This is a genomic window from Sinorhizobium prairiense (assembly GCF_029201645.2).
GTDB lineage: Bacteria > Pseudomonadota > Alphaproteobacteria > Rhizobiales > Rhizobiaceae > Sinorhizobium > Sinorhizobium meliloti_A.
This window is the reverse complement of sequence record NZ_CP104132.1, coordinates 198,895-223,163: the sequence shown is the minus strand read 5'-3', so window position 1 is coordinate 223,163 and position 24,269 is coordinate 198,895. Positions and strand designations below refer to the sequence as shown.

Below are 24,269 nucleotides of genomic sequence, written 5' to 3'. Positions count from 1 at the left end.
CGTTAACCGCTGTCCCACGGTGCTCGCCGTTTTTTTGGATCCGAGTTACACAGCATGAGAAGTAAGAGGACGAAACCGTTAGCAGCCAAATGCAGGATCTGCGGTGATAGCCCGACGATCAAATCGCACTTGATCCCTGAAGCGTTCGTAAAAGAGATCTTTTACCATCCTAAGGCGGATGAGAAACATATGCTCGTCTTCAATGAGAAGGGGTACAAGGCTCAGTCGACTACTGGTCGATACGAACCTGATTTGCTGTGTAGCAAGTGTGACGGAACACTTGGTGGCTACGAAGAAAGCGCTCTGCTACTCCTGAAAGGTCTCCGCCAAGTGGCGATAGGCACCAAGAATGGGACCGAGTCTGTTATCAATAGCGGTGTTTATCCCTTCCGTGTGCAGAGGGTCGACGATTTCATTCGGTTCGCCTGCGGGATACTCTGGAAGTATATGTCGGTCTCAGACGAGAACCCGTCGAAGATAACGATGGATGCTTACCGCGACGCATTCGAGCAAGTTTGCTTCCACGGCGCGCCAATCCCAACGGATATCGATGTGTTTCTCGAACGCGATGTATTCTCTGCTACAGCATACGATGATCCCCATGGGGTGTTTTACTACACAACCCCGTCCGTGAACGTGCGCGGGGGTCGAAGGATGGCGTGGTTCAGCGTTGGCGGCTTTATCATCTATATTCAGGTTGACGCAGGTGAGCCTTCGAATTTCGCTCCATCGAAGTGCTGGATGAGAGGGCGGAAGAAGTGCTTTTTCAACGTCGACATGAGGGCGCTGCGCACGAACATTGGGATCATTCAGTCGATGGCTGAAACGAAAGACGACCTCGCGCGATTAAATCGCAAGATTGTGTTTCCGAGTCGTGCTGGCGATTAAAGAGTTTGCTTCAGGTTCTTCACGAAAGTGGTAGCGGCAACGTAATCCATTATGCTTGAGCTCAAGAGCTGCTAGTGGGCGATATTTTGCTAAACGGCAGCTTTCTCAGAACCGGGCCTCGAAGCTCCTGAAATCGCTCCCAGGCCCAATCGGCAAATCCAGCGAAGTCAACTTCATCGGCGACTAGAAAACCTGACCGGATCGAAATTGTAACAATAGGGTCGGAGGTTCAACTCTGTTCAAGGCGAGAGATGAATGTCGGCGCTTGGGGCCGACAGCGGACTGGCAGCTTCGAGAAGCAGCAACAGCCTTAGCTGCCCCCGTGAGTGCGTGCCCGCACTTTGGGCACCCGGCCTTGGCGGTACCCCTTCGGGCGAGTCTAGATCGAGAATAGCGCGAAGAACGTCGTTTCTCGTCACTCATCGGGCAGCGCGCCTACATCGGGCCTCCCCGAATACCCCCGTCCCGGCGTCTTTGCAACTCAAGCCGCAGATTGCTCATCATACTCGTACTCGGAATTCAACCTCACCGCAGAGGGCGCTCCAAAGCGGTGATACTGCGAACGGCGGTTGAGGAGGCGGTATTGAGGTGACGCGCCTCTCTATGGCGTTCGGTCGGCACCATGCAACATGATTTCAGACACGAGCGAGGTAATAGCGCTGACGATTTGCCAAGCTTGGAACAGTTCCTCGTGTAGGGCTTCCAGATCGATCATCATCGCATCGCGCCCTTCGTCGGTCTGTATCTTGAAATTGTGCCTTTCGTAGAAGCCATGGTTAAGGCGGTTCCTTGCCTTAAGAGCCGATGCGAACTTTTTCTCGAGTTCCCCTTCAAGATGAACACGGCCTTTGAGAGTGTTTAAGAGGCGCCCGAGTGTGCTCCTGTCGATCTCGTCCAGGGCGGCTCGCGCCTTCTCTCCGTCCGGCGCGACGTGCCATCCGTGCTCGAGAGCCTGGGAGCACAGTATCAACGTGCCGAGCTCAGTCTCAAATAGCTGCCCAGCCTCGGCGGTGATGCCAAATTTGGCGTATAATTCCTCCCGTGTCGCCAACCGCCGTCACGCGCCCCCAGCGATTGACTTTGGCGCGACCGGGCCTAGTTCACCCAAGAAGCGGCTGGGCAGGCGATTCGCCATTGGGCGGGGTGTGGTCTTGAACGCGACGTTGGCACCGTAGGCATCCTTGATCGTCATCTGTTGCGGATAGCTGGTGAAGAGATTGCCAAGGCGGCCGTTTGCCAAATCGGATTTCACACGCGTGATCCCAACGTTGAAGAGTCTCCGCGCTTCCTCGAGGGCGGCATCCCTCACCTCTTTGGGCCAGTCCGGATCGGGCGCCGCCAATACTCATCCCCCAAAAGTGTTCACGCTTAAATCTTCAGCGCTTGGAAATCTAACGGCATTCCCACGCCAGTTCAAAGCTGCATTCTACGTGGCGCCGCAATTTGCCACCTGTCGCCATCCAGCCGGTATGGGCTGATGCCATTTACCGGGCCGGCAGGTAAGGCCAGCGAAGGGGATGTGCGAGATGGCCCGGCACCAATGCAAGGTTCACGTCAGGCGTCCCCGACGGCATCCGGTCGGCATGCAACCTACAAGGTCGCGGATGACAGATTGTGCTATCAAAGCTCGCCCGGAGGAGAGCTTCAATGAAGAAGAATACCAGCCATCTCGACAAGTACGCCGCACTCTTTCACGAGAAGATGGGCCAGATCGATCCGCTCCTTCAGGCAGTCCTGACCGGACACCTGATCATCGAGACCGCACTAGACAACATCCTGACCGTGATCTTTCTCCACCCGGAGCAGGTCTTCAAGGAAGCCCGCCTCAGCTTCTCACAAAAAGTCCACGTCGTACGCGCCTATGGATTGCGGAAAGACGACAACTCGATCTGGGACCTGATGCTCTCGGTGAACTCAGTGCGCAACGAGATCGCCCACAATCTCGCGGGCGAGAAGCGTGACGCACGGCTGCAGCAGCTCCGGTCGCTTTTCATGGCCGAAGCCAGCGGCGAGATGCAGGCTACGCTCGAGAAGGAGTGGAAGAGGCTGATGGACGTGCCAGATTCGGTGATCGTGGTCTGGGCATGCTCCCTGTGCACGGGCTTCCTCGGGGAGTTTGAGGCCGATGTCTCATCCCTGAGGAACATGATTGGCGCGCTCGACGAGAGCATGAATCCCGACCGGGAGCGGGTGGCGAGGAAGACACCGGAGGAAGCGAAGGCCAAGACGAAGAAGGCGGCGAAGGGGGCCGCACGATGAGGTTCAGACAGGAGCAACCGGAAGCGATCGCCGACACGCTGGGCGACACCGACGAGGCCCTCAAGAACAGCGAGATCGATTTCCTGCTCGAGAGCGCGAAGCTGAAGAACCCGGTCCCGGCACGAAGCGCGACAGGATTTACAACGCGTTGGTCGAGTACCAGAACTGGGAGCAGACCAACATCCTAGCCTTCATCCCGAAGGCGTTGAAGCCCGCACGGTTCGTCAGGTTTTCCCGAGCGATATGAGCCGATGTGCGCGCACGTGAACCGTGCACTGGCATTCACTGGCCTTTAGCTCGACAAGTCCGGGACAAACGCGGGACGGCGACCACGCTGTCGGAAGCCGAGCGCCGGGCCTCGGAACTGAGGAAGGACCTCGCATTCCGCGGCACCCACGCCGACGTGTTGGACTTCTGTCGGGCAGAGCTGATCGCGGACAACTACTTCACGCTGTCCAGGAGGCCGTGAAGAGCGTCATAGAGAAGCTGCGTAAGCGGACTGGTCTCATCGATGACGGGAACGTGCTGTTCGACCGCGTCTTCGGAGGTGAGACCCCGATCCTCACCATCAACGCCACGGGCGCGGCAAAGCCGCAGCCGCGCGGTCGAGCCAAACCCCCGTAGATTAGGGCGCGACCTTTTTGGTCGCGGTGACGTGCGAATGGGCGCGCGAGACTGTATATAGATAAGGCGGCGCGCAACCGCCGATCAAAGTGCGAGCGAACAGGCGGTAGCGATGGATGACGACGAAAGTGCGAGCGGCAAGTTCCCCGGCGACAAGCTTTGGAAACTCGCGCGCGGCGAACCGCTGACTGCTGCCGAGCCTGCGCACCACCTCGCCACGCGTGTCGCACTTGGGCTTATCCGGCCTTTGGAGCGGCCGAGACCGCGCGCATGCAATCGATGCGCAAGGTGCTGGAACCGTCTATGGCGCTGGCAGCGAAGCTAAATGCGATCCAGCCATTGGCAATCGACCATGCCAGGCTCGCCTCCATCGGCGCGATCATGCCGTCGATTGAACCCAAGGTGATTTCGGCGATCCAAGGCGTGCAGCCGCTCAAGATCGATCCGTCCTTGGCGAGCGCCGTCAGTCAGATGCAGCGGGCGCTCGAACAGGCAATGGCACCGCTCGGCGGCATCGGATCGGCGATCAAGCAGTTCGAACAGCAGCACCGTGCCGTCCAGAAATCGCTGCTCGCCTCACTTGCCGGGCCGGTCGGCGACATCGCCAAGACCTCGCAATGGGCGAGCACGCTCGGCCGGATCGACACCCCCGATATCACCAAACTGCTCGGCGGGGGACTTGGCACGGCGATCGACGACATGCGCGGCGCAATCGCCAAGAACTTCAGGCTCGGCCGCGCTCGATCAGGCCAAGATCAGCTCCAACCATCAGCCGGAAGCTCGATTTCCAACCGGAATACAGGCCGAGATACGCAAGTCCAAAGCTCACGCTTCGAAGCCCGACATTCAACCGTCGGGCATCATTGTCCAGCCGTTTGCGCTCCGAGAGAAGATAGTTCAGCATCATCAACATCTACGAGAAATTCTAATCGCGGTTTAATGCACGTAGTCAGTCAGGGCTCTGTGAAGGGGGTGAAGTCATTCTCCGCCATCCAGCCAATTCCGCAGACGATGCCTGAGTGGCAGCTTTACGCCGCCATCTATGTCGCTTAAGGCCACGGTTCCGCCCGTTCAAGCGATTGGAGGGAACGGGTAGTTAGCGGCCTGCCGTTATGATTTAGTGTGGTTGCAGACTGGGTGGGGGCACTAGCGGTGCATATTGAATTTCTCGAAATTGCTAACTTCCGCAAGTTATTATCGACGCGGGTCGATCTTTCGACCACGACCACACTTTTCGTCGGAGCGAACAATAGCGGCAAAACGTCGGCGATGCTTGCTCTACGACGTTTCCTGTCGCCTCGCCGCTGTCCGTTCGAGATGTACGATTTCACGTTGTGCCATTGGCCCACGATAATTGCCTTGGGTGAGGCATGGATAGCTGCCCGGGATGCGGAGGAAATCGTCGACTTAGTCGTTGATCCCTGGGTTAGCGCATTGCCGACTTTAGACTTGTGGCTGCACGTCGAAGCGGGTGAAATGCATCACGTTCGTGACCTTATCCCGACCTTGGATTGGGAGGGGGACGACTCGGGGTCCGGCTTCGCTACGAGCCAAAGGACCTTGCGCATTTGTACAAGGAGTACATGGGTGCGGTGAGCGATGCCGAGACGATGAGGGCGGCAACGGTCGCGGCCGCTGAGGCGGAGAATCCTGGCGCTGATCCGCCTGCCACTCCGCCCAAACTGACGATCTGGCCCGAGAGTCTGGTCGATTTCCTGAGCAAGCGTTTGTCGGCGCACTTCACCATTCGGGCCTATTCGCTGGATCCCGGTCAACTTGTCGCTCCCGCGAGATCTCTGGCGCGTCCGCAGGTCCTTCCGGGCGGTTCTCGGCCAATCGATGGCGATCCGCTGGGCGGCTTGATCCGTGTCCATGACATACCTGCGCAGAGGGGCTTCGGTGAGGAGCATCAGGCGGTAGAGGAGGACGATGCCCCTGCGTCGGCAAGTGGCAGTCGGCTGTCCGATCAGCTTAGAAGCTACTACGCCAAACACCTCGATCCGACGAAGGGACCCGATCCGAAGGACCTCGGTGCGCTGCAGGCAATAGAAGCCGCCCAGGACGCGTTCGACAAGCGGCTGACCGAGAGTTTCAAGGCAGCGTTTAACGAGGTCGAAGGCATGGGATACCCTGGCGTGACCGATCCGCGCCCGCGCGTTTCGACACGCTTGAAAGCTATCGATGGTCTCAACCACAATGCGGCGATCAGCTTCGAGGTGGACGTCATCGCCGAGGACGGCGCGACGACGCCCGTATTGCGGTTGCCCGAGGCAAATAATGGCCTCGGCTATCAAAACCTGATCTCGATGATATTCCGGTTGATGAGCTTTCGTGACGCCTGGATGCGTGTCGGGAAGGCATCAACCGGCGCGATGGTGACCACGACCGAGCCTCTGCATCTCGTCCTGGTCGAGGAACCGGAAGCGCATTTGCACGCGCAGGTCCAGCAAGTCTTCATCAAAAAGGCTTATGCGGTGCTGCGTGCGCACGAGGACCTCGGTGACAGCCAAAAGCTGCGCACCCAGTTGGTTGTTAGCACCCATTCGAGCCATGTCGCGCATGAGACGTCGTTCTCTTGCCTGCGCTACTTCCGGCGGCTGCCTGCGGGTATGGCCGCGAAAGTGCCGGTCTCCACTGTTATCAATTTGTCGGAGGTTTTTGGTCCGGGCAGTGAGACCGAGCGTTTCGTGACCCGATATCTTCGGGCGCAGCACGCGGATCTGTTCTTCGCCGACGCGGCCATTTTGGTGGAGGGGCCGGCGGAACGCATGCTCGTCCCCAATTTCATCCGAGCGCACTACGACGAGCTCAACCAGTGCTACATCACATTGCTTGAGATCGGAGGAAGCCACGCGCATCGTCTCAAGCCCTTGATTGATCACCTCGGCTTGCTGACGCTGATCATCACTGACCTGGATACGCTGGATAAAACGGGCGGCGCCTCCGTCCAACCCGCGAAAGGCGCCGGTCAGAAAACCAATAACGCGACGTTGAAGACATGGGTGCCAAAGCTCGACGACGTCGATGAGCTGATGCGAGCTGATGGAGCGACGAAGACGCTGCATGAGGACGACGACCCGCTATTCGCTGTGCGGTCCGCGTATCAGCTCCCGCTGGGACTGACGTCCCCGGGTATTGTCGGGCCGGAGGTCGCATATCCGTATACGTTTGAGGACGCGCTGGCGTTCGAGAACCTCAGCTTCTTCGCCGAACTGGGTGGGGCCGGCCTGGTCCGCAAGTTTCGCGATGCGATCGCTGATGGTGGCGGGGCGGCCGCGATCGGCGAGAAAATGTACCTCGCTCTCAAGAACGGCAAGAAGGCTGAGTTTGCGCTTGACGTGATGGAGGTTGAGAATTTCGACAAGATCGTCGTGCCGCACTACATCGCCGAGGGACTTGAATGGCTACTCGCGCAGCTCAAGAAAAAGCAGGTTGAGATTCTGCCTCTGGTCAAGGAGGCCCCGCCTGAGGACGAGGAGGTCGAGGCTAACCCGCCGATCGAAGAGCATGTCGTCACCGAAATCGAGGGGGCCGAGGCATGAGCGCGGTCGACGACAAATTCGATTCCGAAGCCGACGAAACGATCCTCGCCTGCCTGAACGTCGAGAAGCCGAGGAGCTTCTTTCTCTATGCTGGCGCCGGATCGGGCAAGACGCGGTCGCTCGTCGAGGCGATCCGGACGGTGTGTAAGGAGCAGGGCCGGCGGTTGTCGCAATCCGGTCAGAAGATCGGGGTGATTACCTACACGAATGCCGCCTGCGACGAGATCAAGCAACGGCTCGAGTTCAATCCTCGTGTGGAGGTGTCGACCATTCACGCGTTCGCGTGGTCGCTGATTGCTGGCTATGACGGAGATATTCGGGGATGGCTGTCGACCAGACTCCTTGCCGATATCACCGAACTGGAAGAAGCACAGGCGAAGGGGCGGGCAAACAGCCAAGCCGCGTCGGACCGTGCTCGCTCAATAGAAAGCAAGCGGCGTCGCCGCGAGAACCTCGCCGAAATTACGCGATTCGTTTACAGCCCGACGGGCGACAACCGCACGAGGGATTCTCTGAGCCACGCAGAGGTCATCGCCATGACCGCCGATTTTCTCGGCGCGAAGCCCGGTTTACGCCGGCTGCTGGTGACCCGCTTCCCCATTCTGCTAATCGACGAGAGCCAGGATACGAGCAGGAGGCTGATGGACGCGCTGCTCGATGTCGAGGCGGGATACCGCGAGGCCTTTTGCCTGGGACTCTTTGGCGACACGATGCAGCGTATCTACGCGGACGGTAAGGAGCGTTTAGCAGAGGCGATCCCGCAGGCCTGGGCCAGGCCGAGGAAGCGGATGAACCATCGTTGCCCCAGGCGGGTCATCACGCTCATCAACAAAATTAGACGAGCTGAGGATGGCGAGGAACAGCAGCCGCGGAGCGACGCGGAGCAGGGTGTTGTTCGGCTGTTTGTCGTTTCGCAGGCCATAGCCGACAAGAGCGCGGCCGAGGCGACCGTAGCCGCACGGATGGCTGAGATAACGGGCGATCCGAGTTGGGCGCAGGGAGCCGAAGCGATCAAGACGCTGGCGCTGGAGCACCTGATGTCCGCGCGTCGTTTTGGCTTCGAACAGTTCTTCGAGCCTCTCTATGCGGTCGAGCGCATCCGCACGAGCTTTCTGCAAGGGACAGGCGCGGGCATCGGACTTTTCACCCGCGAGATATTGCCGCTGGTCGCTGCGCTGCGCGCAGGAGATCGATTTGCCGTCGCCGCAGTGGTTCGGCGCACATCGCCACTCCTCGAGCGCAAAGCGCTTGAAGCTGCCGGCGAGAAGCAGGTCGACATTCTCAGCAAGGTCAAGGCTGCCTGCGATGGCCTGCTGGCCCTGGTGAGCAAGGATGAGAAGCCGACCGCGCGCTCGGTCTTGCGCTATGTCGCCGAAACTAACCTCTTCACGATCCCCGAGGTGCTGGTGCCAGCCTCCGCCGCCGATGCCAGTGTGGCGGAAGGCGAGGTTGGCGCAGCCGGTGACGCCGCCGACCAGGACGAGGAAGTCGATGTCAAAAGCGAGTTGGGGGGTGGCGGTTGGCGCTTGAGGCGCCCTTCGACCAGATCGAACGATATGATCGCTACGTTCGTGGCGTCTCGCAGTTTGACACGCACCAGGGAGTAAAGGGCCTGGAATTTCCAAGGGTGATGGTCGTCGTTAGCGACGATGAGGCCCGCGGCTTCATGTTCGCCTATGACAAGCTTTTCGCGACGAAGGCGAAGAGCAAGACTGATCTCGAGAATGAAGCGGCAGGCAAGGAGACGACGATCGATAGGACGCGGCGGCTGTTTTACGTGACCTGCAGCCGTGCCGAGCAAAGCCTCGCCGTCGTCCACTACACTGCCGACCCGACGCTGGCACGCGACGCGATGATACGGCAGGAGTGGTTCGAGCCTGAAGAAATAGAACTGATTGTATAGGCGGCTCAATTTGCCGCGTCGTATGTGGCGATGCGGCGCCCGAAGGTAGTCTCGAGGGTGGGGAGACGGCAGTTTGGCGAGAGCGGAGGCATGTAGCCCGCGTTGATGGACCTAGACCCGGGGGCAGCAATTTCAGGCTCGCACCAGAAGCTGCCAGTTCGCGTGACATGGAGCTGCGCTAGATTGCACGGACGACAATTCACATACTGAGGAGACCGGCGGCTGGTACAGCAACTGCGCCTTGTCTGCCTCTAGTAGGCACACTGCTGTGGGCGAAGCCCGGTTCGCGATTGACCGGAACCACTAACTTTGGGATGTAACATAGTCGCAAGAGAATGGAATCATGTCCAGCCTTTTCGGCTTAGGACACCTGTTTGGGGATAACTACGCAGTTCTGTCCGGCCATCAGAAGTGCACGTGAAACAAGAGGTATGAATGGCCGATCATCCATTCCAGGGCAGTCTTTTCGCCAGCGATTTCCTGACCGAAACAATCGCCCGTGGCGCAGACTGGCAAGCGATAAATCTCAGCGCCCTTGCGGCAGATCTCACCGCCATTTATGGCCGTTTTCCGACCGCCCACACCCCTAATGAGAGCCAGACCGAAGATGACCTGATCTGGCCCATCCTGCAGCGTCTAGGCTGGAGTGCGAGCCTCCGCCAACAGAACCTCGCAGCACGCGGACGGCAGGACGTACCTGACGGTCTGCTTTTCGCAGATGAAGCTAGCAAAGCGCAGGCCAACCGATCACCTGAGGAATGGCGTCGCTACGAATTCGGTCTCGCCATTGTTGAATCAAAACGATGGTTGCGTCCGATCGACCGCCGGTCAGGCAGGCAGGGTGAAGAAACGGCGCCGTCGACGCAGATGCTCAGATACCTTAGGCGCGTCGAGGATCTCACCACCGGCAAGCTTCGCTGGGGCATATTGACCAATGGAGCGCGCTTTCGGCTTTACTATCAGGGGGCCCGCTCGGTCTCCGAGCAGTTCTTCGAGATCGATCTGCCAGCTGTACTAAACCTGCCGGGCCATAATGAAGGTCCGTTCGCGCTCGATGCAGCAGAGCGAGCTCACTGGCTCAAGGTCTTCGCCCTGACGTTCGGCCGCGACTCTTTCGTGCCGACGGGCGCCGACCAGCGCACATTCCATCAGAGAGCGATGGAAGAAAGCCGCTACTACGAAGAGCGCGTCGCCACCAATCTCTCGAACCTTGTCTTCGGCGACGTGTTCCCGACCCTGGCCCGGGCCATCGCGGTAGCGGCTCCGGCCGCCTCTCTTCAGGAGGTTCGACAGTCAGCACTCATCCTGCTCTACCGGCTGCTGTTCGTGCTTTATGCTGAGGATCGCGACCTCCTGCCGGTCAAGGATCCACGATACGATGACTACGGCCTACGGGAACGCGTCAGGGCGGATGTCGGCCGGCGCAAAGATAGAGCCGACATCTTCTCCACGACAGCCGCACGATATTGGTCTGCTATCGAAGACTTGTGCCGCGCGATAGACAGAGGGGATGTAGCGATCGGGTTGCCGCCGTACAATGGAGGACTTTTCAATGAAGATCGCACCCCTCTACTCGCCACGATCCGGTTGGGCGACGCCGTCATGGCTGATGTTATAGACGCTCTCTCGTTTGAACGCACCGGCGACGGACGCAAGTACATCAACTACCGCGACCTCAGCGTGCAGCAGCTCGGCTCCATCTATGAGCGTTTGCTAGAACACGAGATTGTCAGGCACGGCGATAGTATTTCTGTGCGTCCTAACGTTTTCGCGCGCAAGGGCTCCGGCAGCTACTATACTTCCGATGATCTCGTCGCGGTAATCCTCAAGGAGACCGTCGAGCCGTTAGCAGTGGAACGTATTGCAGCTTTCAGAGCGAAAGCGGAAGAACTCGCAGCCGCCAATTTGTCGGAAGACCGGAAAATTGGCCAGCTCAAGCGCATGGACCCGGCTGAGAAGCTCCTTGAACTTAAGATCTGCGATCCGGCCATGGGATCGGGGCACTTCCTCGTCAGCCTGGTTGATACGCTCTCTGACCAAGTCATCGCCGCGATGGCGGAAGCGGAGGCAGCGGTGACTTGGGGCGACTACATTTCGCCGCTTGCAAGCCGGATCGAAACCATTCGCAATACTATTCTCGGCAATGCTGAAGAGCGAGGCTGGACTATTAATGAGGAGCAGCTTGATGATCGTCACATCATCAGGCGCATGGTCCTGAAGAGATGCGTTTACGGCGTCGACAAGAACGTAATGGCTGTCGAGCTCGCCAAGGTCGCCCTATGGCTGCACACTTTTACCGTCGGCGCACCTCTGTCATTCCTGGACCACCATTTGCGGTATGGCGATAGCCTATTCGGAAGTTGGGTCCTGGGGGGCATCGACAAGGCCAGCATCTACGGAAGTCCGCTGCTGTTGCACGAACCTATCCGCCGTGCCTTGCGGGCTGCCGCATCCATGCAGATCATTGAGGGCCTGACTGACGCCGAGATCGCGGAGGCCCACCGGTCGGCCGACGTGTTCGCAGAAGTTACCGAAATGACGGAGGCTCTCAATGCTCTTCTGTCGCTTATCCATGCGCTGGAGTGGCTGAACCTTCGCGACCGCGCTGATCGCGCGGCCATACATGCGTTCTTCGACGGCCAGTTTGGCGATCCGATGCAAATCGCGTTGAGGCGCGCTGAGCCTGCATTAACGCGGGAGGTCGGGCGCCGCTTTGGCGACATCCTGAACCGCGCGCGCCAGCTCATTGATGAAGAGAATTTTCTCCATTGGCAAGTCGCTTTCCCCGGCGTTTGGACCGACTGGGAGAACGAGCAGCTTAGCGGAGGATTTGACGCCATCATAGGCAACCCACCGTGGGACAGGATGAAACTGCAGCAGGTGGAATGGTTCGCGGCACGCCGCCGCGAGATTGCTCTAAACCAGCGCGCGGCTGACAGAAAGCGGATGATTATCGCGTTGGAAAAATCGAACGATCCGTTAGCTGCGGATTTTGTGAAGGCCAACGAACGGGCAGAAGCGGCAACGCGGATGGCCCGAACGGGGCGACTATCCCCTCCTTTCGGGAGGGGACGTGAACCTCTATTCGCTGTTTATCGAGCGCGCTATGATGATTGTGAAGCGCGATGGAGTTGTCGGTCTCCTGACTCCCTCCGGCATCGCCTCCGACCTGACGTCGGCAAAGTTTTTCAAAGGCATTGCCACGCAAGGAAGGCTGCGCGCCCTTTATGACTTCGAGAATCGGCGGACGCGCTACGATGCTCAGCCGTTCTTCCCGGATGTCGACAGCCGCTTCAAATTCTGTGCTTTTGTGGCAGGGCCAGGCCCTGCACCGGCTCCCGCAAAGTGTGCGTTTTTTCTTCAGGATGTTTCGGAGTTGGAAGACCCGGAGCGGTGCTTTCCTTTGACGGCTGAGGACTTCATGCGGGTCAATCCGAATACGGGCACGGCACCGATTTTTAAATCTCGACGCGACGCTGAACTGACGACTGTCCTTTATGCGAAGGCGCCCGTACTGGTCGACCGCTCGTTAGGCGCGGTAACGAAGGCATGGCCTCTGCGCTACAAGACCATGTTCCATATGACCAATGACTCGGGCGTGTTCAAGACGCTGCAGGAATTGGAAGAAGCGGAAGGCGCCTATCCTACCGGGATGAACCGTTTTACCAGCGCCCATGGAACTTGGCTGCCGCTCTATGAAGGGAAGATGGTACAAGCTTTTGATCACCGGGCGGCGAGCGTTATCGTAAACCCAGAAAACCAGCATCGGCCGGCGCAGCCCGAACCCGCCACGGAAGCACAGCATGCCAATCCCGACTGGTATCCGCAGCCGCAATATTGGGTTCCGGCAGCCGAATGCGGCTGGCCGCCAGGGTACGAGTGGGTTCTGGGCTTCAAAGAAATCACGGCGCCCACCAACGCACGAACATTCATCTCGGCATTATTCCCAGCAATGGGTTTCGGCAACAAGGTTCCGCTCTTCGTTGCAGATCAGGGTGGTGTGCGGACCGAGTGGCTGCTATGTGCAAACTTCAACGCGCTCATCTTTGATTTCGTCACCCGTCAGAAAATTCAGGGACAGACGCTCAACCTCTTCATCGTAGAGCAGCTCCCGGTCATTCCCCCTGACGTATATGCGACTGTCCACTTTGGACGCCGGTCAGCGTTCGACCTCATTAAAGAGGCCGTCCTTGAGCTGACCTACACCTCTAATGACATGGCGCCTTTCGCGCGAGAGATGGGCTACGTGGACGAGCTGGGACAGGCGCGGCCTCCCTTCGCATGGGACGAGGAACGGCGTCTCGGGCTGCGCGCGAAACTCGATGCGATCTTCTTCCACCTGTACGGCGTGACCAACCGTGATGACGTGCGGCACGTTTTCTCAAGCTTCCCGATTGTAGAGCGCCAGGAACTGGAAATTTACCAGAGGTACCGCTCGCGAGACCTCTGCCTAGCTTACCTCAACGCACTGGGCGCCGGTGACCCTGACGCCGACGTGAGGATATAGCCTGTGTCCGGGACGGTAGAGCTCGCCTCACAAATCTCCGCAGAAAAAGTCTATCTTGCCGACCGTCTGAACGGTCTCATCTGCGAAACGGGCCTTAAGAGGTTCCGCGCTGCGGTGTCCTACGTCCGCTGGAGCGGGTTGGGGCTGATTGCGAACAGCCTTGAGGACTTCCTCAAGGCCGGCGGCAAGTTCCATACGATTTACGGCGTGGGAAACGGCATCACGACGCCGGATAGCTTGCTTTACAGCCTTTATCTGATGGATCAATTCAAGCCACAGATCTATGCAGGCGCGATTGAGGACAAGTTTCAGAACGCCGCCTTTCATGCCAAGTTCTTCGAATTTCAGTTCAACACGAAAATCGTGGCGCTCATCGGCTCAGCCAACCTAACTGGGGGCGGCCTCCTCACTAACACCGAGATGGCCTTGCAAGTCGAAGTCCCACGTAAGCACGCGCTTGAAAAGCAGCTGGACGAAGCTTGGAACAAGATGTTGGCTCAGTGCCAGGACGTTACTCTGGCCCGAATCCGAAAACTGAAGCAGGAAGCTGAACTCGGTTCCGAGCTCGACAGTGAAAACCCGACTCCGCAGAACGGCGCAAAGCCCTTCATTCCCGCACCTCAAAAGCCAGCTCCCAAACCGCTCTATCTGAAGGTTCTAAACGCGCCTAAAAAGGCGTCGAAAGAAAAATTTCTTCGCAAGCTTGATCCGCTTACCCAAAAACCTGTCAGGCTCTATCTGCAGATTATGAAGTACGAGACTGGAAGCCAAAAGTCAGGCGGTACCGCTGGCTATCAGATTCAATTGCCTGTAGCGACCTTAGAAGCATTCTTTGGCGTTGCGCCCGATGAGACGCAGTCCGTCGAATTCCGATTTGGCGCTGAAACCATCAAGGTACACCTGACGCATTTTGGCAATAACACGCACCGTGTCCGGCTCAAGCCGCTGCGCGATATCAAGCGGCCGGCAATTGTCGTCTTCGAGCGCGCGGCGCCGAATGTGTTTGACTGCACGTTGGTGCCCGCGAGTAAATATGCAAGCGTCCTTGCAGAAAAGTGCGTAGAACAAACCCGCGCCGGCGCCAGAAAATGGGGACTGACCTAAGAACGTCCCTCTACTGGAAGGCCTGCTGTCCAAGAGTGGGCCCTCCATTTGGTCTAAGCGACTGTAAAAATAACACAAACATTTCTTTCAGGGATTTTCTACTACAGGGCGGAAGGTTCCGATCCGTTCAACTGCGCCAGACGTCAAATGACGGGTCTCAGGTTCTGCTCCCATCAAAGGCGAGGGATGCAAAGTCCGCTCCCGGTGACAGCTGGGTAGGTTCTGTTGAATCCACCCGCGTAGAGCCGGCACGTTGTGACGATCACCGCCACGATCGAAGCGTGAATTTTCTCTCGCTTAGGTGGAGCGCAGGCTGGTATAGTGGCGTTATATTTGCGGCACGAGCACTGAGGGGGCCGAACGTGCGTGCAGCGCTGTCCTTGATGGAGAAGAAATCTGCAGACGCAATCCCGGTCGGGGAGGGTGGCGAGGGATATAGATACAGGGCCTTCATCAGTTACTCCTCCAAGGATCGCTCGGCAGCAGAGAAGCTTCAAAGGTCATTGGAGTCATACAGGATACCTAGGCCACTCCGCAGGTCCGGGATCCATCGGAACGAAAGAGTCTCGCCGATCTTCCGAGATCGATCTGATCTAAAGGCGTCTGCAGACCTTGGGCAAACAATCAAGGATGCACTGGAGAACTCCGAGTATCTGATAGTGCTATGCAGTCCCGCAGCCGCCAACTCTAAGTGGGTGGACAAGGAGATTTCCTTCTTCAAGGAGCTCGGCCGATCGGACAACATCATAGCGGTGATCGTGCGCGGTGTGCCTGCCGTTAACCATCCCGTCCGAGAGCCGGAGGGAGCTTTTCCAAAGGCCTTGGTCGGTCTACGCAGCGGCGACGGCTCGTTGACGGAGCCTTTGGCCGCCGACATCCAGGAGCCTACGGACGGACGAGGCGGTGACGGTTTTAACCTGGCGAAGTTAAAAATTGTCGCGACCCTGCTTGGTGTTTCCCTTGCCGAACTCACGCAGAGACAGGCTGAGGTGGATCGACGTCAACGGCGGGTAGCTCAAGCCGTTGCCGCTGGAATGCTTATCCTTGCTGTTGTTGCGGGTATTGGGGCATGGATAGCCTTGGAGCAAAGTCGAATGGCCGAGCGACGCCTTCAGAACGCCGTCGAAAGTGCAGCTAGGCAGATAGGGGCGACGGTCCGATATAGAGATCGATACGGTGTGCCGTCAGAGGTAATCGAAGAGCTGCTGAGATCTGCGGAGGTGGATTTCGGTAAGCTCATCTCAGACGACGAAACGTCGCCAATGCTCGTGTTCCAGCGCGCGCGGCTCAATCTTGAATTGGCCGAGCTGCTCACTCTTGTTGATGATGAGCAATCTCAACAGAAGGTCACGCCTCTCATCGTGGAAACGGCGGCAACCTTAGATCGCTTGGAGCAAAGGTACCCATCGGTTTTGGAATGGATTGGTCTCGCTTCGGCGCCGGATCCGGCTGCAATTGCAATGTTGCGATTGAAACTGCTCGACGCGGAAGGCCAAGAAAGAACCTATGCAGGAAACTTTAATGGAGCAATCGCGGCGGCGCAATCGAGGGTTACATTGTCCGAGGCGTGGCTGTCAAAGACGGGTAGCCTGTCTTGGCATCGCGAATTGGCCCAAGGGCATTGCCGGCTAGGCGCATACAATTACCAGCGGGGGAAGCTCGCCGCTTCCGCGGCTGCGTACGAAAAGTGCCTGGAGACAACCAGGTCGCTCATACAAAGGAGACATGACCCATCGGATCGCGGAGACCTGATGGCCGCCCTCTCCTCGCTGGCCACGACACTCGTGGAGATGGACCGTCGTTCCGATGCGCTGTTACGACAGCGTGAAGCTGCGGAGACCGCAAAGGCTTTGGTTTCCGCCGAACCTCAAAACACCGAATACCAGCGAACTGAACTAGTCACGTTGACAAGGCTCGGCGACATGGTCCTCTCGGTGGAAATGGATGTTTCCAGGTCCCTAAATGCCTATGAGCAGGCTTTGCTCATCTCCGATAAGCTCACAAGATCCGATTCCTCGCGACTTGACTGGCAACGGGACCGCTCCCTTCTGCTGGAACGACTGGCGAGCGCCCACCTCCGTTTAGCGGATAATGCGGATGTCACGAGGTCCTTCGAGAACTTGCGCCAAGCGGAACAATACGCTCGGGATGCTTTCGAGATTGCCGAGCGTATTCTGAATAACGATCCTCTTAATCAGGAATGGTTAAGAGATCGGAGCGTGCTCGAGGAAAGGCAAGGTCAAATAGCTTTCGCGACATACAAGCATGGTGGCGATACGAGAAAATTGGAGGACTCTGCGCGGTGGTACGCCAAAGCGATCGCCGATCGCCGCGTCATTCTAAAAGCGGATGCGGAGCGCTCGTTCTACAAGCTCGATTTGGCTGTCGTCTTGGTTCAGTTCGGCGAAGTTGCGATGGAAACTCGGGAGTACGAACAGGCGGAACGTTCTCTACGAGAGGCGTTGCTAATGTCGAATGATCTGATAAGCAGCAATGAAGCGCAGCCAATATGGTTGCGGGAGGTTGCCACGGTCCACGCCGCGCTTGCGAAGCTCTATCAGAAGCGTGAAAACTTTGCGGACGCCTTGGCGGAAATTCAGCGTGCTATTGCGCTAATACGCGACTTGCGCCGAAAATTCCCGGACATTGTTCAGTATCGACGGGACGAAGAATACCTGGTGGGCAAACAAAGCGAACTCGCGAAACTCGCGCCGGAAGTCCCGGAGTGGCCGCAGCCGTAGGCAAGCTGTGCTTTTCAGAAAGATATCCGCAATCCTCCCGTAAGCCCGTAATTGTCTACAAGTTCATTCGCTAGGATCGCCCGCCCATCGATGTAAGCCACTCCCCCATTAAATACTTCGGCTATTACGCCGGTTCGTAGCTCGAAGAAATCACGGTCCGGTGGATTTGTCTTAAAAGTAAATCTAAAAGGGTCAGGTCGACCGTCCTCGACAAAAGTCGCCCTGATCGTGCGCTGATCGTTCGCGAACTCATGGATGTAGTCAAACTGCGCGAACGGAACGACTGTCATAGTGTTAAACGTGAACGGCCTCGACACTGCTACGCCGATGCGTGTCTGTACGGACGAGATGTCTTGGTCCTCATAGTTTAGGCTAGCACCGGTGATCGGATAATTCAAGGTGCCTGGCTCCTCTGTTTCGGAATAGCTACCGACCTTCTTCCATTTGGCGCTAAAGGAAAGCCGGGGTCCGACAACTATACTGTTGTATTCCCAATCGTAACCAGCGTTGATGTCTGCGGATAATCCTAAAATATCCGGATTGCCACGAATTATACCAGCAGTTTGATCAATCGGAAATATATTGAAAACATTTTCTGCCACCGTCTCAAAATCTAAGTCGAACTTGCAGAGACTGTTCCCATACTTTAAGCGAGACTTACTTACTCCTAGTTCGGCGTTGATGAAGCCATCTTGCAGAAACATGGTCTGATAGAATACTGATCCACCGAATTCGCTGGTATCTATTGTGCCTTCGTGGGGCACTCCGCAGATGTTCTCAAAGTTACCATTAAATACTTGTCCACCGATTTCATTGCCTGTGCCCAGGCTAGTAACCGTCTCGGGTCGCGGGGATGTACCATTCCCATTCGAATACAGCCCCTTGAATCCCGCCACGCTGTCAACCCCCACGTCCCAAAAGGCTCCGGCTTCCGCAGTAAAGATATCGATTTTCTTTGCCGGTTCAAATTTAGAGTCGGATTGGCGATAGTTTTGATACTCAATCTGTCCAAACATGGTAAAACCGTCAAATGGTACTAATCCACTTGCGCTAAGTGCATCATCACTATCGCTGATAAGACTAAAAATGAGTTCTCCCGATGACGTGATGCTTCGTTGGTAGAAGTAGTTGGAAATAACGGCATCCCTACTGTCGCTTTCGTTGCATTCTGGATCTTCTGCCGGATCACATGGTTCGGATCGGCGGCGCGTGGTTTCGAATTGCGATACGGTTCTGGTTGACTGCAATGACGACAGGCTTCCCCCGACCACGGAGCCGCCAGATAGATTCGTGTTATCTGTGTTCGGATGGCAGTGAAGCGAAAGATTTGGGCCGATTAAACCTGTCTCTTTGCTCGGAGGAAGATCGGCTACGTTACCCGGTAATATTGTGAGGGCGGGATTGGGGCCATTCGGAGTACTTGTCACAAACCCACAAAATCTGTCGCCCGCTCCAAGGAGAAAACTTAGCGCTTCGCTGTACGTCTCGAAATTGTGTCTAACTTGAGTGGGAGCAATTTGAGCATATGCCCCGCCGGTATACAGCAGACAGCAGCAAGTTGCTGCAATGACCAGTTTTATTCGCATCACGTCCCCCTCGACGTTGACGTCCCGCAATCTGGCTCGCGGGAGGAAGGCGTGATCCTATGGCGCGGGTCACGCTCTCAAGGGCTCGATGATCACATCTTTTTGAAGGAAGACAATAATTTATCCCACCGGCTCCTCTAGATTGCAGGCGAAGGATGCAGAAAAACAACAGTCGCTAATTTAGGGGGGCGTGCCGCGAGTCCGGTACTCCAGTCCGCTGGCTGCGCTGGTTGCCAAAGAACGTCTCGCGGCGTAGGTAGTACCGAAGCTCAAGCCATAGCTGCGATCGATCCGTAAAAGGGGCAAAGATGGACTTGGTTGACGGAGCAGGCGAAATGTCGGGCAGTGAGGAAGCACGTCGCCGCGAGGAATGTACTTGCCTCAAATTGCGATCGGGTCCTTTCAGGTGTGGCGTGAGGACGGACCCGCGAAGCGCTCAGCGCCCCCGATCGAGAGACTCAGTTTCTAAGACGCATGTAGAATCTCGTTATCTTTCGTGCACACTACGGTGTTTTGGGTATTCTGTTCCCTCGTGGAGATCCCGGCGATCGGAGCGGCGATGGCAGTTTCCATTCTTTTCACCGGCCATATGATCGACAAGCCAGGCCGCCCGAACGCGCGTTTTCCATCTGAGCTGGAGGTGGCGGCTGCAGCACGCATTGCTACAGCAATTGCACCGTACGCAACCACAGACAAGGGCTCTGTTATGGGATTTGCAAGCTGCGCCCGGGGTGGGGACATACTGTTTCACGAACAATGCAGGGCCGTTAGAATCCCGACAACTATCGTGCTACCGTACTCTCCAGAGCTTTTTGTCCTGACCTCGGTGAAAGGAATTCCCGGGAGCGATTGGGAGCAACGCTTCTGGCATCTGTGGACCACGACATCCGAGGCGCAGCGCGAAACCTTGAACTTGCCTCGGTCGGACGAAGCATACAGCATCTGTAACGTCCACCTCCTTGAGCGCGCTCAGGAGCATGGCGCAGTTCATTTGATCGCTTTATGGGACGGCCAACGCGGCGATGGACCCGGCGGGACGGCCGATCTCGTGGACCGTATAGGTATTTCGAACAAGCCGGACATATTCACGCCGGCGGGTTTAGAGGCGGACGAATAGCACCTGAGAGACGGAGGAGGGGGTGTCCTGATCCGGATTTTCACCCTCGTCTTAATCCCAGGGGCATTTGGCAGACAATCTGCCGCGTACATTTGATGTTCCGCCATTTCGCGGCAGCTCGGTGCATTGGCGAGCTCAGATATACCGTGTTACGGTTGGATCATTACAATTGTGAATTTCAGGAAGTCTGTGACTTCAGCAAGTAAGCCCAGCCAATTGCAAGACCAACGTTTGCCTGCGGGGATCGCGGTGTCGTCGGAAAGGCTGGCCCAGAAGCTGAAGGCGGCTGGAGCGGATAAGCGGGTGCTGGAGCAAAATCGTTGCCTTGGGGCAACTCCGCGGCTGAGGTCGTCCGTCGCGAACCGGGGTCAACCAAAGCGCATGGCAGTGGGGAGACCGAGACAGGTGAGATCAGTGGCGGAGAGTAACGCGGGCGGCTGATCAATTGATTCCCGTCGGCGCGTTACGGCTTTCGATTTGGGAGGAGGGTGTGCATGGCTAGGGAAAGTCTGCCAGATTCTATGCGTTTCATTATGAAGTGGGAGGGCGGCTTCGTTGACGATCCCGATGACCGCGGCGGTCGCACGAATAAGGGGATCACGCAGGAGGTCTATAATTCTTGGCGGAGCCGCATTGGTCGGTCTGCGCGCGACGTCAAGCAGATCGACGATGAGGAGGTCCGGGCCATCTACGATGGCAACTACTGGACGCCCGCGGGATGTGATCTGCTGAGACGTAAGCTCGACCTGGCGCAGTTCGACACCGCGGTGAACATGGGAACCGGCCGCGCGATTCGGATTCTTCAAGAGGCTGTAGGCACGCGGATTGATGGGCAGTTCGGACCCACGACGAAGCGCGCCTGCGATGCCTGTGATCTCGGTACGACGCTGGTTCACTACACTCAAATACGGGAAGGTCTATACAGGAGATTTGCACAGGCGCCGGGGCAATCTAAGTTCCTAAAGGGTTGGATAAACCGGTTGAACGATCTTCGCCGTGAGATCGGATTGCCGGGTTTCGAACGGATTCCGCAGGAACCAGACTTCGGGGATATGCTTTACATCGCTCGCATTCCCGATTTGCCAGAAGGCGCGCAATTGGAACGCTGGGATTAGCAAAAGCGGCCCAAGGGAGGAGAGGAGACGCATGGCACATGTCACGATGATCCATGGTATCGGTCAGAAGCCCGAGGAGGCCGCGCTCCTGGGGGTCTGGCGACGCGCTTTGGCGAGTGGTCCACAGGAGACACGAATCGATCTCGGCGCGAAGGGCGTGAGCAGCTCCATGGTCTACTGGGCCGATGTGCTCTATCCGGCACCCGATCCAAATGTTGCGGCTCACGAAAGTACGGATGAGCTGGAGGCGTTGAAGAGCGACGTCGACCACATAGGGGACGCGGTCACAGTGGATGGGGCGGAAGACCCCGTGTGGCTAGCCCGGCTGGCTGGACGACTGCTGCTCGAAGATCCGGCGCTGGACGAGCCAGAATATTTGGTTGGTTCCGCCTCACGTCTGCAGGAGCGCTTTCCTCTCCCTTGGGCGCTTAAGCAACGCTTCCTTGCTGCTTTTCTGCGGGACGTGCATCATTACCTTTTCAACGTGTGCTGGACACCCCGACCGGGTGAGACCTACCAGGTTCAGCGCGAGATTCGGCGGCGATTTGTTGAGAAGGTCGCGGCTGGCGCCGAAAAGGGGCGGCCCCACGTGGTCGTCAGCCATAGCATGGGCACCGTGATCGCTTATGACTGCCTAATGCGGGTACCAGAGTGCCCTGCCATTGATGCCCTGGTGACACTAGGCAGTCCGCTCGGCATCGATGAGGTTCAGGACAAGCTCACGCCAGAATGGACGCGGTCACATGGGTTTCCCAGCAAAAAGATTGAAGGCGATTGGGTAAACATCTTCGATCGCCTCGATGTTGTCGCCGCACTTGATCCGGAACTTACTAACGATTTCCGTCGCGCGGGCCTTGATGTGGTCAGGGACATCCATGAGCCTAATAGCGGTCTGTGGCGCCACAGCCTGAGAAAGTATTTCGAGGGGCAACTGTTCAGGACGGAGCTCCGAAAACTGCTGAAACTATAGGGAACGCCGATGAAGTGCTCGGCAGAGGCAACGAAAATTCTCGTGGCGGCGGCGAGCCTCGAGGAAAATCAGGTTGAATCGGCATGCAACGCCTGGATTGAACGGTTGAGGGAAGGGACCGAGGTTCCGGAACCAAAGATCGCTCGACAAGTACTGGACGAACTTCGAAAACATCGGCACATGGGCGCGCTAAAGCGGCTTGCCGACAATCTATTGCGGCTCGGGTCTCGAGAGGACGTTGTCCATCGTCACTACAGCCAGGCCCTGATCGAGAGCGGCGAACTCATTGCAGCGATCGCGGTGCTTCAGGGCTTGATCAGGAGCGTAGCCCTTGGAGGGAGCGAGTTGAAAGAAGCTCAGGGGCTGCTCGGTCGCGCCTACAAACAGATTTACATTGACGCCTGCGGCTCCAAATTGGGAATGGCAGAGGATGCGTTGGAGGCTGCAATTGCTGCCTATCGTCAGGTATTTGACCGTGACCCAACGCAGATCTGGCACGGGGTGAATCTGGTCGCCTTGTTGGCACGGGCTGAACGCGACGGCGTTGAGATTGCAGATTTCCCGCGGAAAGACAGCATTCTTGAAGGATTGCGTCGTGAAGTCGAGCAGCGCTGGTTGGCAGGCACGCTTGAGGCGTGGGACTATGCGTCTGCCGCTGAACTGTCACTCGCGCGGGGTGACCTGCCTGGGGTGCAGCGATGGCTGCAGGAGTATCTCAGTGCGGCCGACGTTGACGCTTTCAAGATCGCCGGGACCCTGCGCCAGTTCACCGAGGTGTGGAGACTTCGCGCGGATGAGGGCGAAGCGGGGGCTGTGATAGCTGTTCTCAGAGCGGCATTGCTCCGAAACAGGTCCGGCACACTCAGTCTCACGCCACAGCAGGTCCAACGCACCGCCGAAGCGGACATGGTGTCCTTCGAAAAGATTCTCGGAAATACGGGAGTTCAGACGTACTGGTGGATGCGAACGGCGATGAACCGGGCACGTTCGGTTGCGCTGATCCGTCAGCCGGATGGCCGGGGCATCGGGACCGGATTTCTGGTCCGCGGCCGCGACCTCCACGAACCGCTCGGCGACGAACTCTTCCTGCTCACCAATGCTCATGTGGTGAGCGATTCCCCAGAACAGAGGGGAGCGCTTCGAAGCGACAAGGCATCCGTAGCCTTCGAGGCAACGGCCGACTCGGACCGGACTGCGCGGCGACATCGGGTGTGTGAGATTGCATGGAACTCGCCACCTGAACTCCTGGACGCCAGTCTGCTGCGCTTTGTGGAACCGCCAGTCGGGATAGAGCCGTGTCCCGTGTCGGATTCGCTTCCGGTGACAGATGAAGATCAGCGGGTTTACGTGATCGGCCATCCACTCGGAGGCGAGCTCAGCTTTTCTCTTCAGGACAACCAACTGCTGGACCACGAAGGTCCGACTAGCGGCAAGCCGACAATCGCCGGCCGGGTTCTCTTGCATTACCGAGCTCCTACCGAACCGGGAAGTTCCGGCAGTCCGGTATTCTCAGCTGATTGGGACGTGATCGGTCTCCACCACGCGGGAGCGGACTTCATGCCAAAGTTGAACGGGAAGCAGGGAACCTACGCAGCCAACGAAGGAATATGGATTCGTTCGATCATGGATGCGATTGCTAGGAACGCGACTGGAGGAAGCGCTGACGCGACGTAGAGCTGCACCACCTCTGCCAACGATGTAGAATCCACGCGCTGCATGCGGTCGCGCGAGTATGGCGGATCTTCTTCCTCCGCGAGACCAAAAAATGACAACCATGCCCAGGAGAATTCGGGCTGCATGGGTTAGGTGTATAAAAGTCGCTCCTCCTTCCACTATTGTACAGCGAACTTCCCGTTGCAGGCAGCGGCAAATACAATTACTTTGATTGAGAGCAGCAGGGGAATTTTGAGAGC

Annotated in this window: 17 protein-coding genes and 1 pseudogene; 15 read left to right on the top strand and 3 right to left on the bottom strand. The window is 57.5% G+C overall.

Translation table 11 applies throughout. The annotated features are described in order from the left end of the window. Positions 1–189: 189 nt before the first annotated feature. Positions 190–888 carry a hypothetical protein gene (locus N0Q91_RS20700; protein WP_275598564.1) on the top strand — a complete coding sequence of 233 codons (699 nt, stop codon included), beginning with the start codon at positions 190–192 and terminating at the stop codon, positions 886–888. 601 nt (positions 889–1,489) lie between these two features. Here N0Q91_RS20700 and N0Q91_RS20695 read toward each other — a convergent pair. Together N0Q91_RS20695 and N0Q91_RS20690 are read right to left on the bottom strand one after the other, a co-directional pair. After that, positions 1,490–1,939 (bottom strand): hypothetical protein, encoded by a 450-nt coding sequence (locus N0Q91_RS20695; protein ID WP_275598563.1) that lies wholly within the window; start codon positions 1,937–1,939, stop codon positions 1,490–1,492. Between the two features lie 6 nt (positions 1,940–1,945). After that, positions 1,946–2,230, bottom strand: a complete 285-nt coding sequence (locus tag N0Q91_RS20690) for a hypothetical protein (protein WP_275598562.1) — start codon at positions 2,228–2,230, stop codon at positions 1,946–1,948. A gap of 305 nt (positions 2,231–2,535) precedes the next feature. Between N0Q91_RS20690 and N0Q91_RS20685 the strand changes: the two genes are divergently transcribed. The 10 genes and pseudogenes from N0Q91_RS20685 to N0Q91_RS20640 all read left to right on the top strand — a co-directional run bounded on the left by N0Q91_RS20685 (position 2,536) and on the right by N0Q91_RS20640 (position 17,568). Continuing rightward, positions 2,536–3,147: a hypothetical protein gene (locus N0Q91_RS20685; RefSeq protein ID WP_275598561.1), complete on the top strand. Its 612-nt coding sequence runs from the start codon at positions 2,536–2,538 to the stop codon at positions 3,145–3,147. Further along, positions 3,144–3,335: a hypothetical protein gene (locus N0Q91_RS20680; RefSeq protein WP_275598560.1), complete on the top strand. Its 192-nt coding sequence runs from the start codon at positions 3,144–3,146 to the stop codon at positions 3,333–3,335. Before N0Q91_RS20685 ends, N0Q91_RS20680 begins: the two co-directional genes overlap by 4 nt. Positions 3,336–3,612: 277 nt before the next feature. Then, positions 3,613–3,771 (top strand): hypothetical protein, encoded by a 159-nt coding sequence (locus tag N0Q91_RS20675; RefSeq protein ID WP_275598559.1) that lies wholly within the window; start codon positions 3,613–3,615, stop codon positions 3,769–3,771. 270 nt (positions 3,772–4,041) lie between these two features. Further along, the gene (locus tag N0Q91_RS20670) at positions 4,042–4,824 is read left to right on the top strand and encodes a hypothetical protein (RefSeq protein WP_275598558.1); all 783 of its coding nucleotides are present in this window, start codon (positions 4,042–4,044) and stop codon (positions 4,822–4,824) included. 99 nt (positions 4,825–4,923) lie between these two features. Beyond that, positions 4,924–7,313, top strand: a pseudogene (locus N0Q91_RS20665) (ATP-dependent nuclease). Then, a complete protein-coding gene (locus tag N0Q91_RS20660) occupies positions 7,310–8,920 on the top strand; it encodes a UvrD-helicase domain-containing protein (protein WP_275598557.1) in 1,611 nt (536 codons plus the stop codon). Before N0Q91_RS20665 ends, N0Q91_RS20660 begins: the two are co-directional and overlap by 4 nt. A gap of 23 nt (positions 8,921–8,943) precedes the next feature. Continuing rightward, positions 8,944–9,216, top strand: coding sequence for a hypothetical protein (locus N0Q91_RS20655; protein WP_275598556.1), 273 nt, complete (start codon positions 8,944–8,946; stop codon positions 9,214–9,216). A 435-nt stretch (positions 9,217–9,651) separates the two neighbouring features. Then, on the top strand, positions 9,652–12,447 hold the full coding sequence (locus tag N0Q91_RS20650; protein ID WP_275598555.1) for an Eco57I restriction-modification methylase domain-containing protein: 2,796 nt from the start codon (positions 9,652–9,654) through the stop codon (positions 12,445–12,447). Positions 12,448–13,726: 1,279 nt separating this feature from the next. Beyond that, positions 13,727–14,827: a hypothetical protein gene (locus N0Q91_RS20645; RefSeq protein ID WP_275598554.1), complete on the top strand. Its 1,101-nt coding sequence runs from the start codon at positions 13,727–13,729 to the stop codon at positions 14,825–14,827. Continuing rightward, positions 14,812–17,568: a TIR domain-containing protein gene (locus N0Q91_RS20640; protein WP_345774920.1), complete on the top strand. Its 2,757-nt coding sequence runs from the start codon at positions 14,812–14,814 to the stop codon at positions 17,566–17,568. The genes N0Q91_RS20645 and N0Q91_RS20640 overlap by 16 nt, the downstream gene beginning before the upstream one ends. 14 nt (positions 17,569–17,582) lie before the next feature. Here N0Q91_RS20640 and N0Q91_RS20635 read toward each other — a convergent pair whose 3' ends face one another. Further along, positions 17,583–19,154, bottom strand: a complete 1,572-nt coding sequence (locus N0Q91_RS20635; protein WP_275598553.1) for an autotransporter outer membrane beta-barrel domain-containing protein — start codon at positions 19,152–19,154, stop codon at positions 17,583–17,585. Between the two features lie 559 nt (positions 19,155–19,713). Here N0Q91_RS20635 and N0Q91_RS20630 point away from each other — a divergent pair. From N0Q91_RS20630 to N0Q91_RS20615, 4 genes are all read left to right on the top strand, one after another. After that, positions 19,714–20,271, top strand: a complete 558-nt coding sequence (locus N0Q91_RS20630; protein ID WP_275598552.1) for a C40 family peptidase — start codon at positions 19,714–19,716, stop codon at positions 20,269–20,271. A 494-nt stretch (positions 20,272–20,765) separates the two neighbouring features. Further along, positions 20,766–21,386, top strand: coding sequence for a glycoside hydrolase family 108 protein (locus tag N0Q91_RS20625; protein WP_275598551.1), 621 nt, complete (start codon positions 20,766–20,768; stop codon positions 21,384–21,386). 31 nt (positions 21,387–21,417) lie between these two features. After that, positions 21,418–22,356, top strand: a complete 939-nt coding sequence (locus N0Q91_RS20620; protein WP_275598550.1) for a lipase family protein — start codon at positions 21,418–21,420, stop codon at positions 22,354–22,356. Positions 22,357–22,365: 9 nt separating this feature from the next. After that, a complete protein-coding gene (locus N0Q91_RS20615) occupies positions 22,366–24,030 on the top strand; it encodes a S1 family peptidase (protein ID WP_275598549.1) in 1,665 nt (554 codons plus the stop codon). Positions 24,031–24,269: the final 239 nt, after the last annotated feature.

Excerpts from the sequence above, each read along its gene's own strand:
- N0Q91_RS20630 (WP_275598552.1), top strand. The coding sequence starts at position 19,714 with ATGGCAGTTTCCATTCTTTTCACCGGCCATATGATCGACAAGCCAGGC.
- N0Q91_RS20640 (WP_345774920.1), top strand. The coding sequence starts at position 14,812 with ATGGGGACTGACCTAAGAACGTCCCTCTACTGGAAGGCCTGCTGTCCA.
- N0Q91_RS20660 (WP_275598557.1), top strand. The coding sequence starts at position 7,310 with ATGAGCGCGGTCGACGACAAATTCGATTCCGAAGCCGACGAAACGATC.
- N0Q91_RS20670 (WP_275598558.1), top strand. The coding sequence starts at position 4,042 with ATGCAATCGATGCGCAAGGTGCTGGAACCGTCTATGGCGCTGGCAGCG.
- N0Q91_RS20655 (WP_275598556.1), top strand. The coding sequence starts at position 8,944 with ATGGTCGTCGTTAGCGACGATGAGGCCCGCGGCTTCATGTTCGCCTAT.
- N0Q91_RS20700 (WP_275598564.1), top strand. The coding sequence starts at position 190 with ATGCTCGTCTTCAATGAGAAGGGGTACAAGGCTCAGTCGACTACTGGT.
- N0Q91_RS20625 (WP_275598551.1), top strand. The coding sequence starts at position 20,766 with ATGGCTAGGGAAAGTCTGCCAGATTCTATGCGTTTCATTATGAAGTGG.
- N0Q91_RS20650 (WP_275598555.1), top strand. The coding sequence starts at position 9,652 with ATGGCCGATCATCCATTCCAGGGCAGTCTTTTCGCCAGCGATTTCCTG.
- N0Q91_RS20685 (WP_275598561.1), top strand. The coding sequence starts at position 2,536 with ATGAAGAAGAATACCAGCCATCTCGACAAGTACGCCGCACTCTTTCAC.
- N0Q91_RS20635 (WP_275598553.1), bottom strand. The coding sequence starts at position 19,154 with ATGCGAATAAAACTGGTCATTGCAGCAACTTGCTGCTGTCTGCTGTAT.
- N0Q91_RS20615 (WP_275598549.1), top strand. The coding sequence starts at position 22,366 with ATGAAGTGCTCGGCAGAGGCAACGAAAATTCTCGTGGCGGCGGCGAGC.
- N0Q91_RS20620 (WP_275598550.1), top strand. The coding sequence starts at position 21,418 with ATGGCACATGTCACGATGATCCATGGTATCGGTCAGAAGCCCGAGGAG.
- N0Q91_RS20680 (WP_275598560.1), top strand. The coding sequence starts at position 3,144 with ATGAGGTTCAGACAGGAGCAACCGGAAGCGATCGCCGACACGCTGGGC.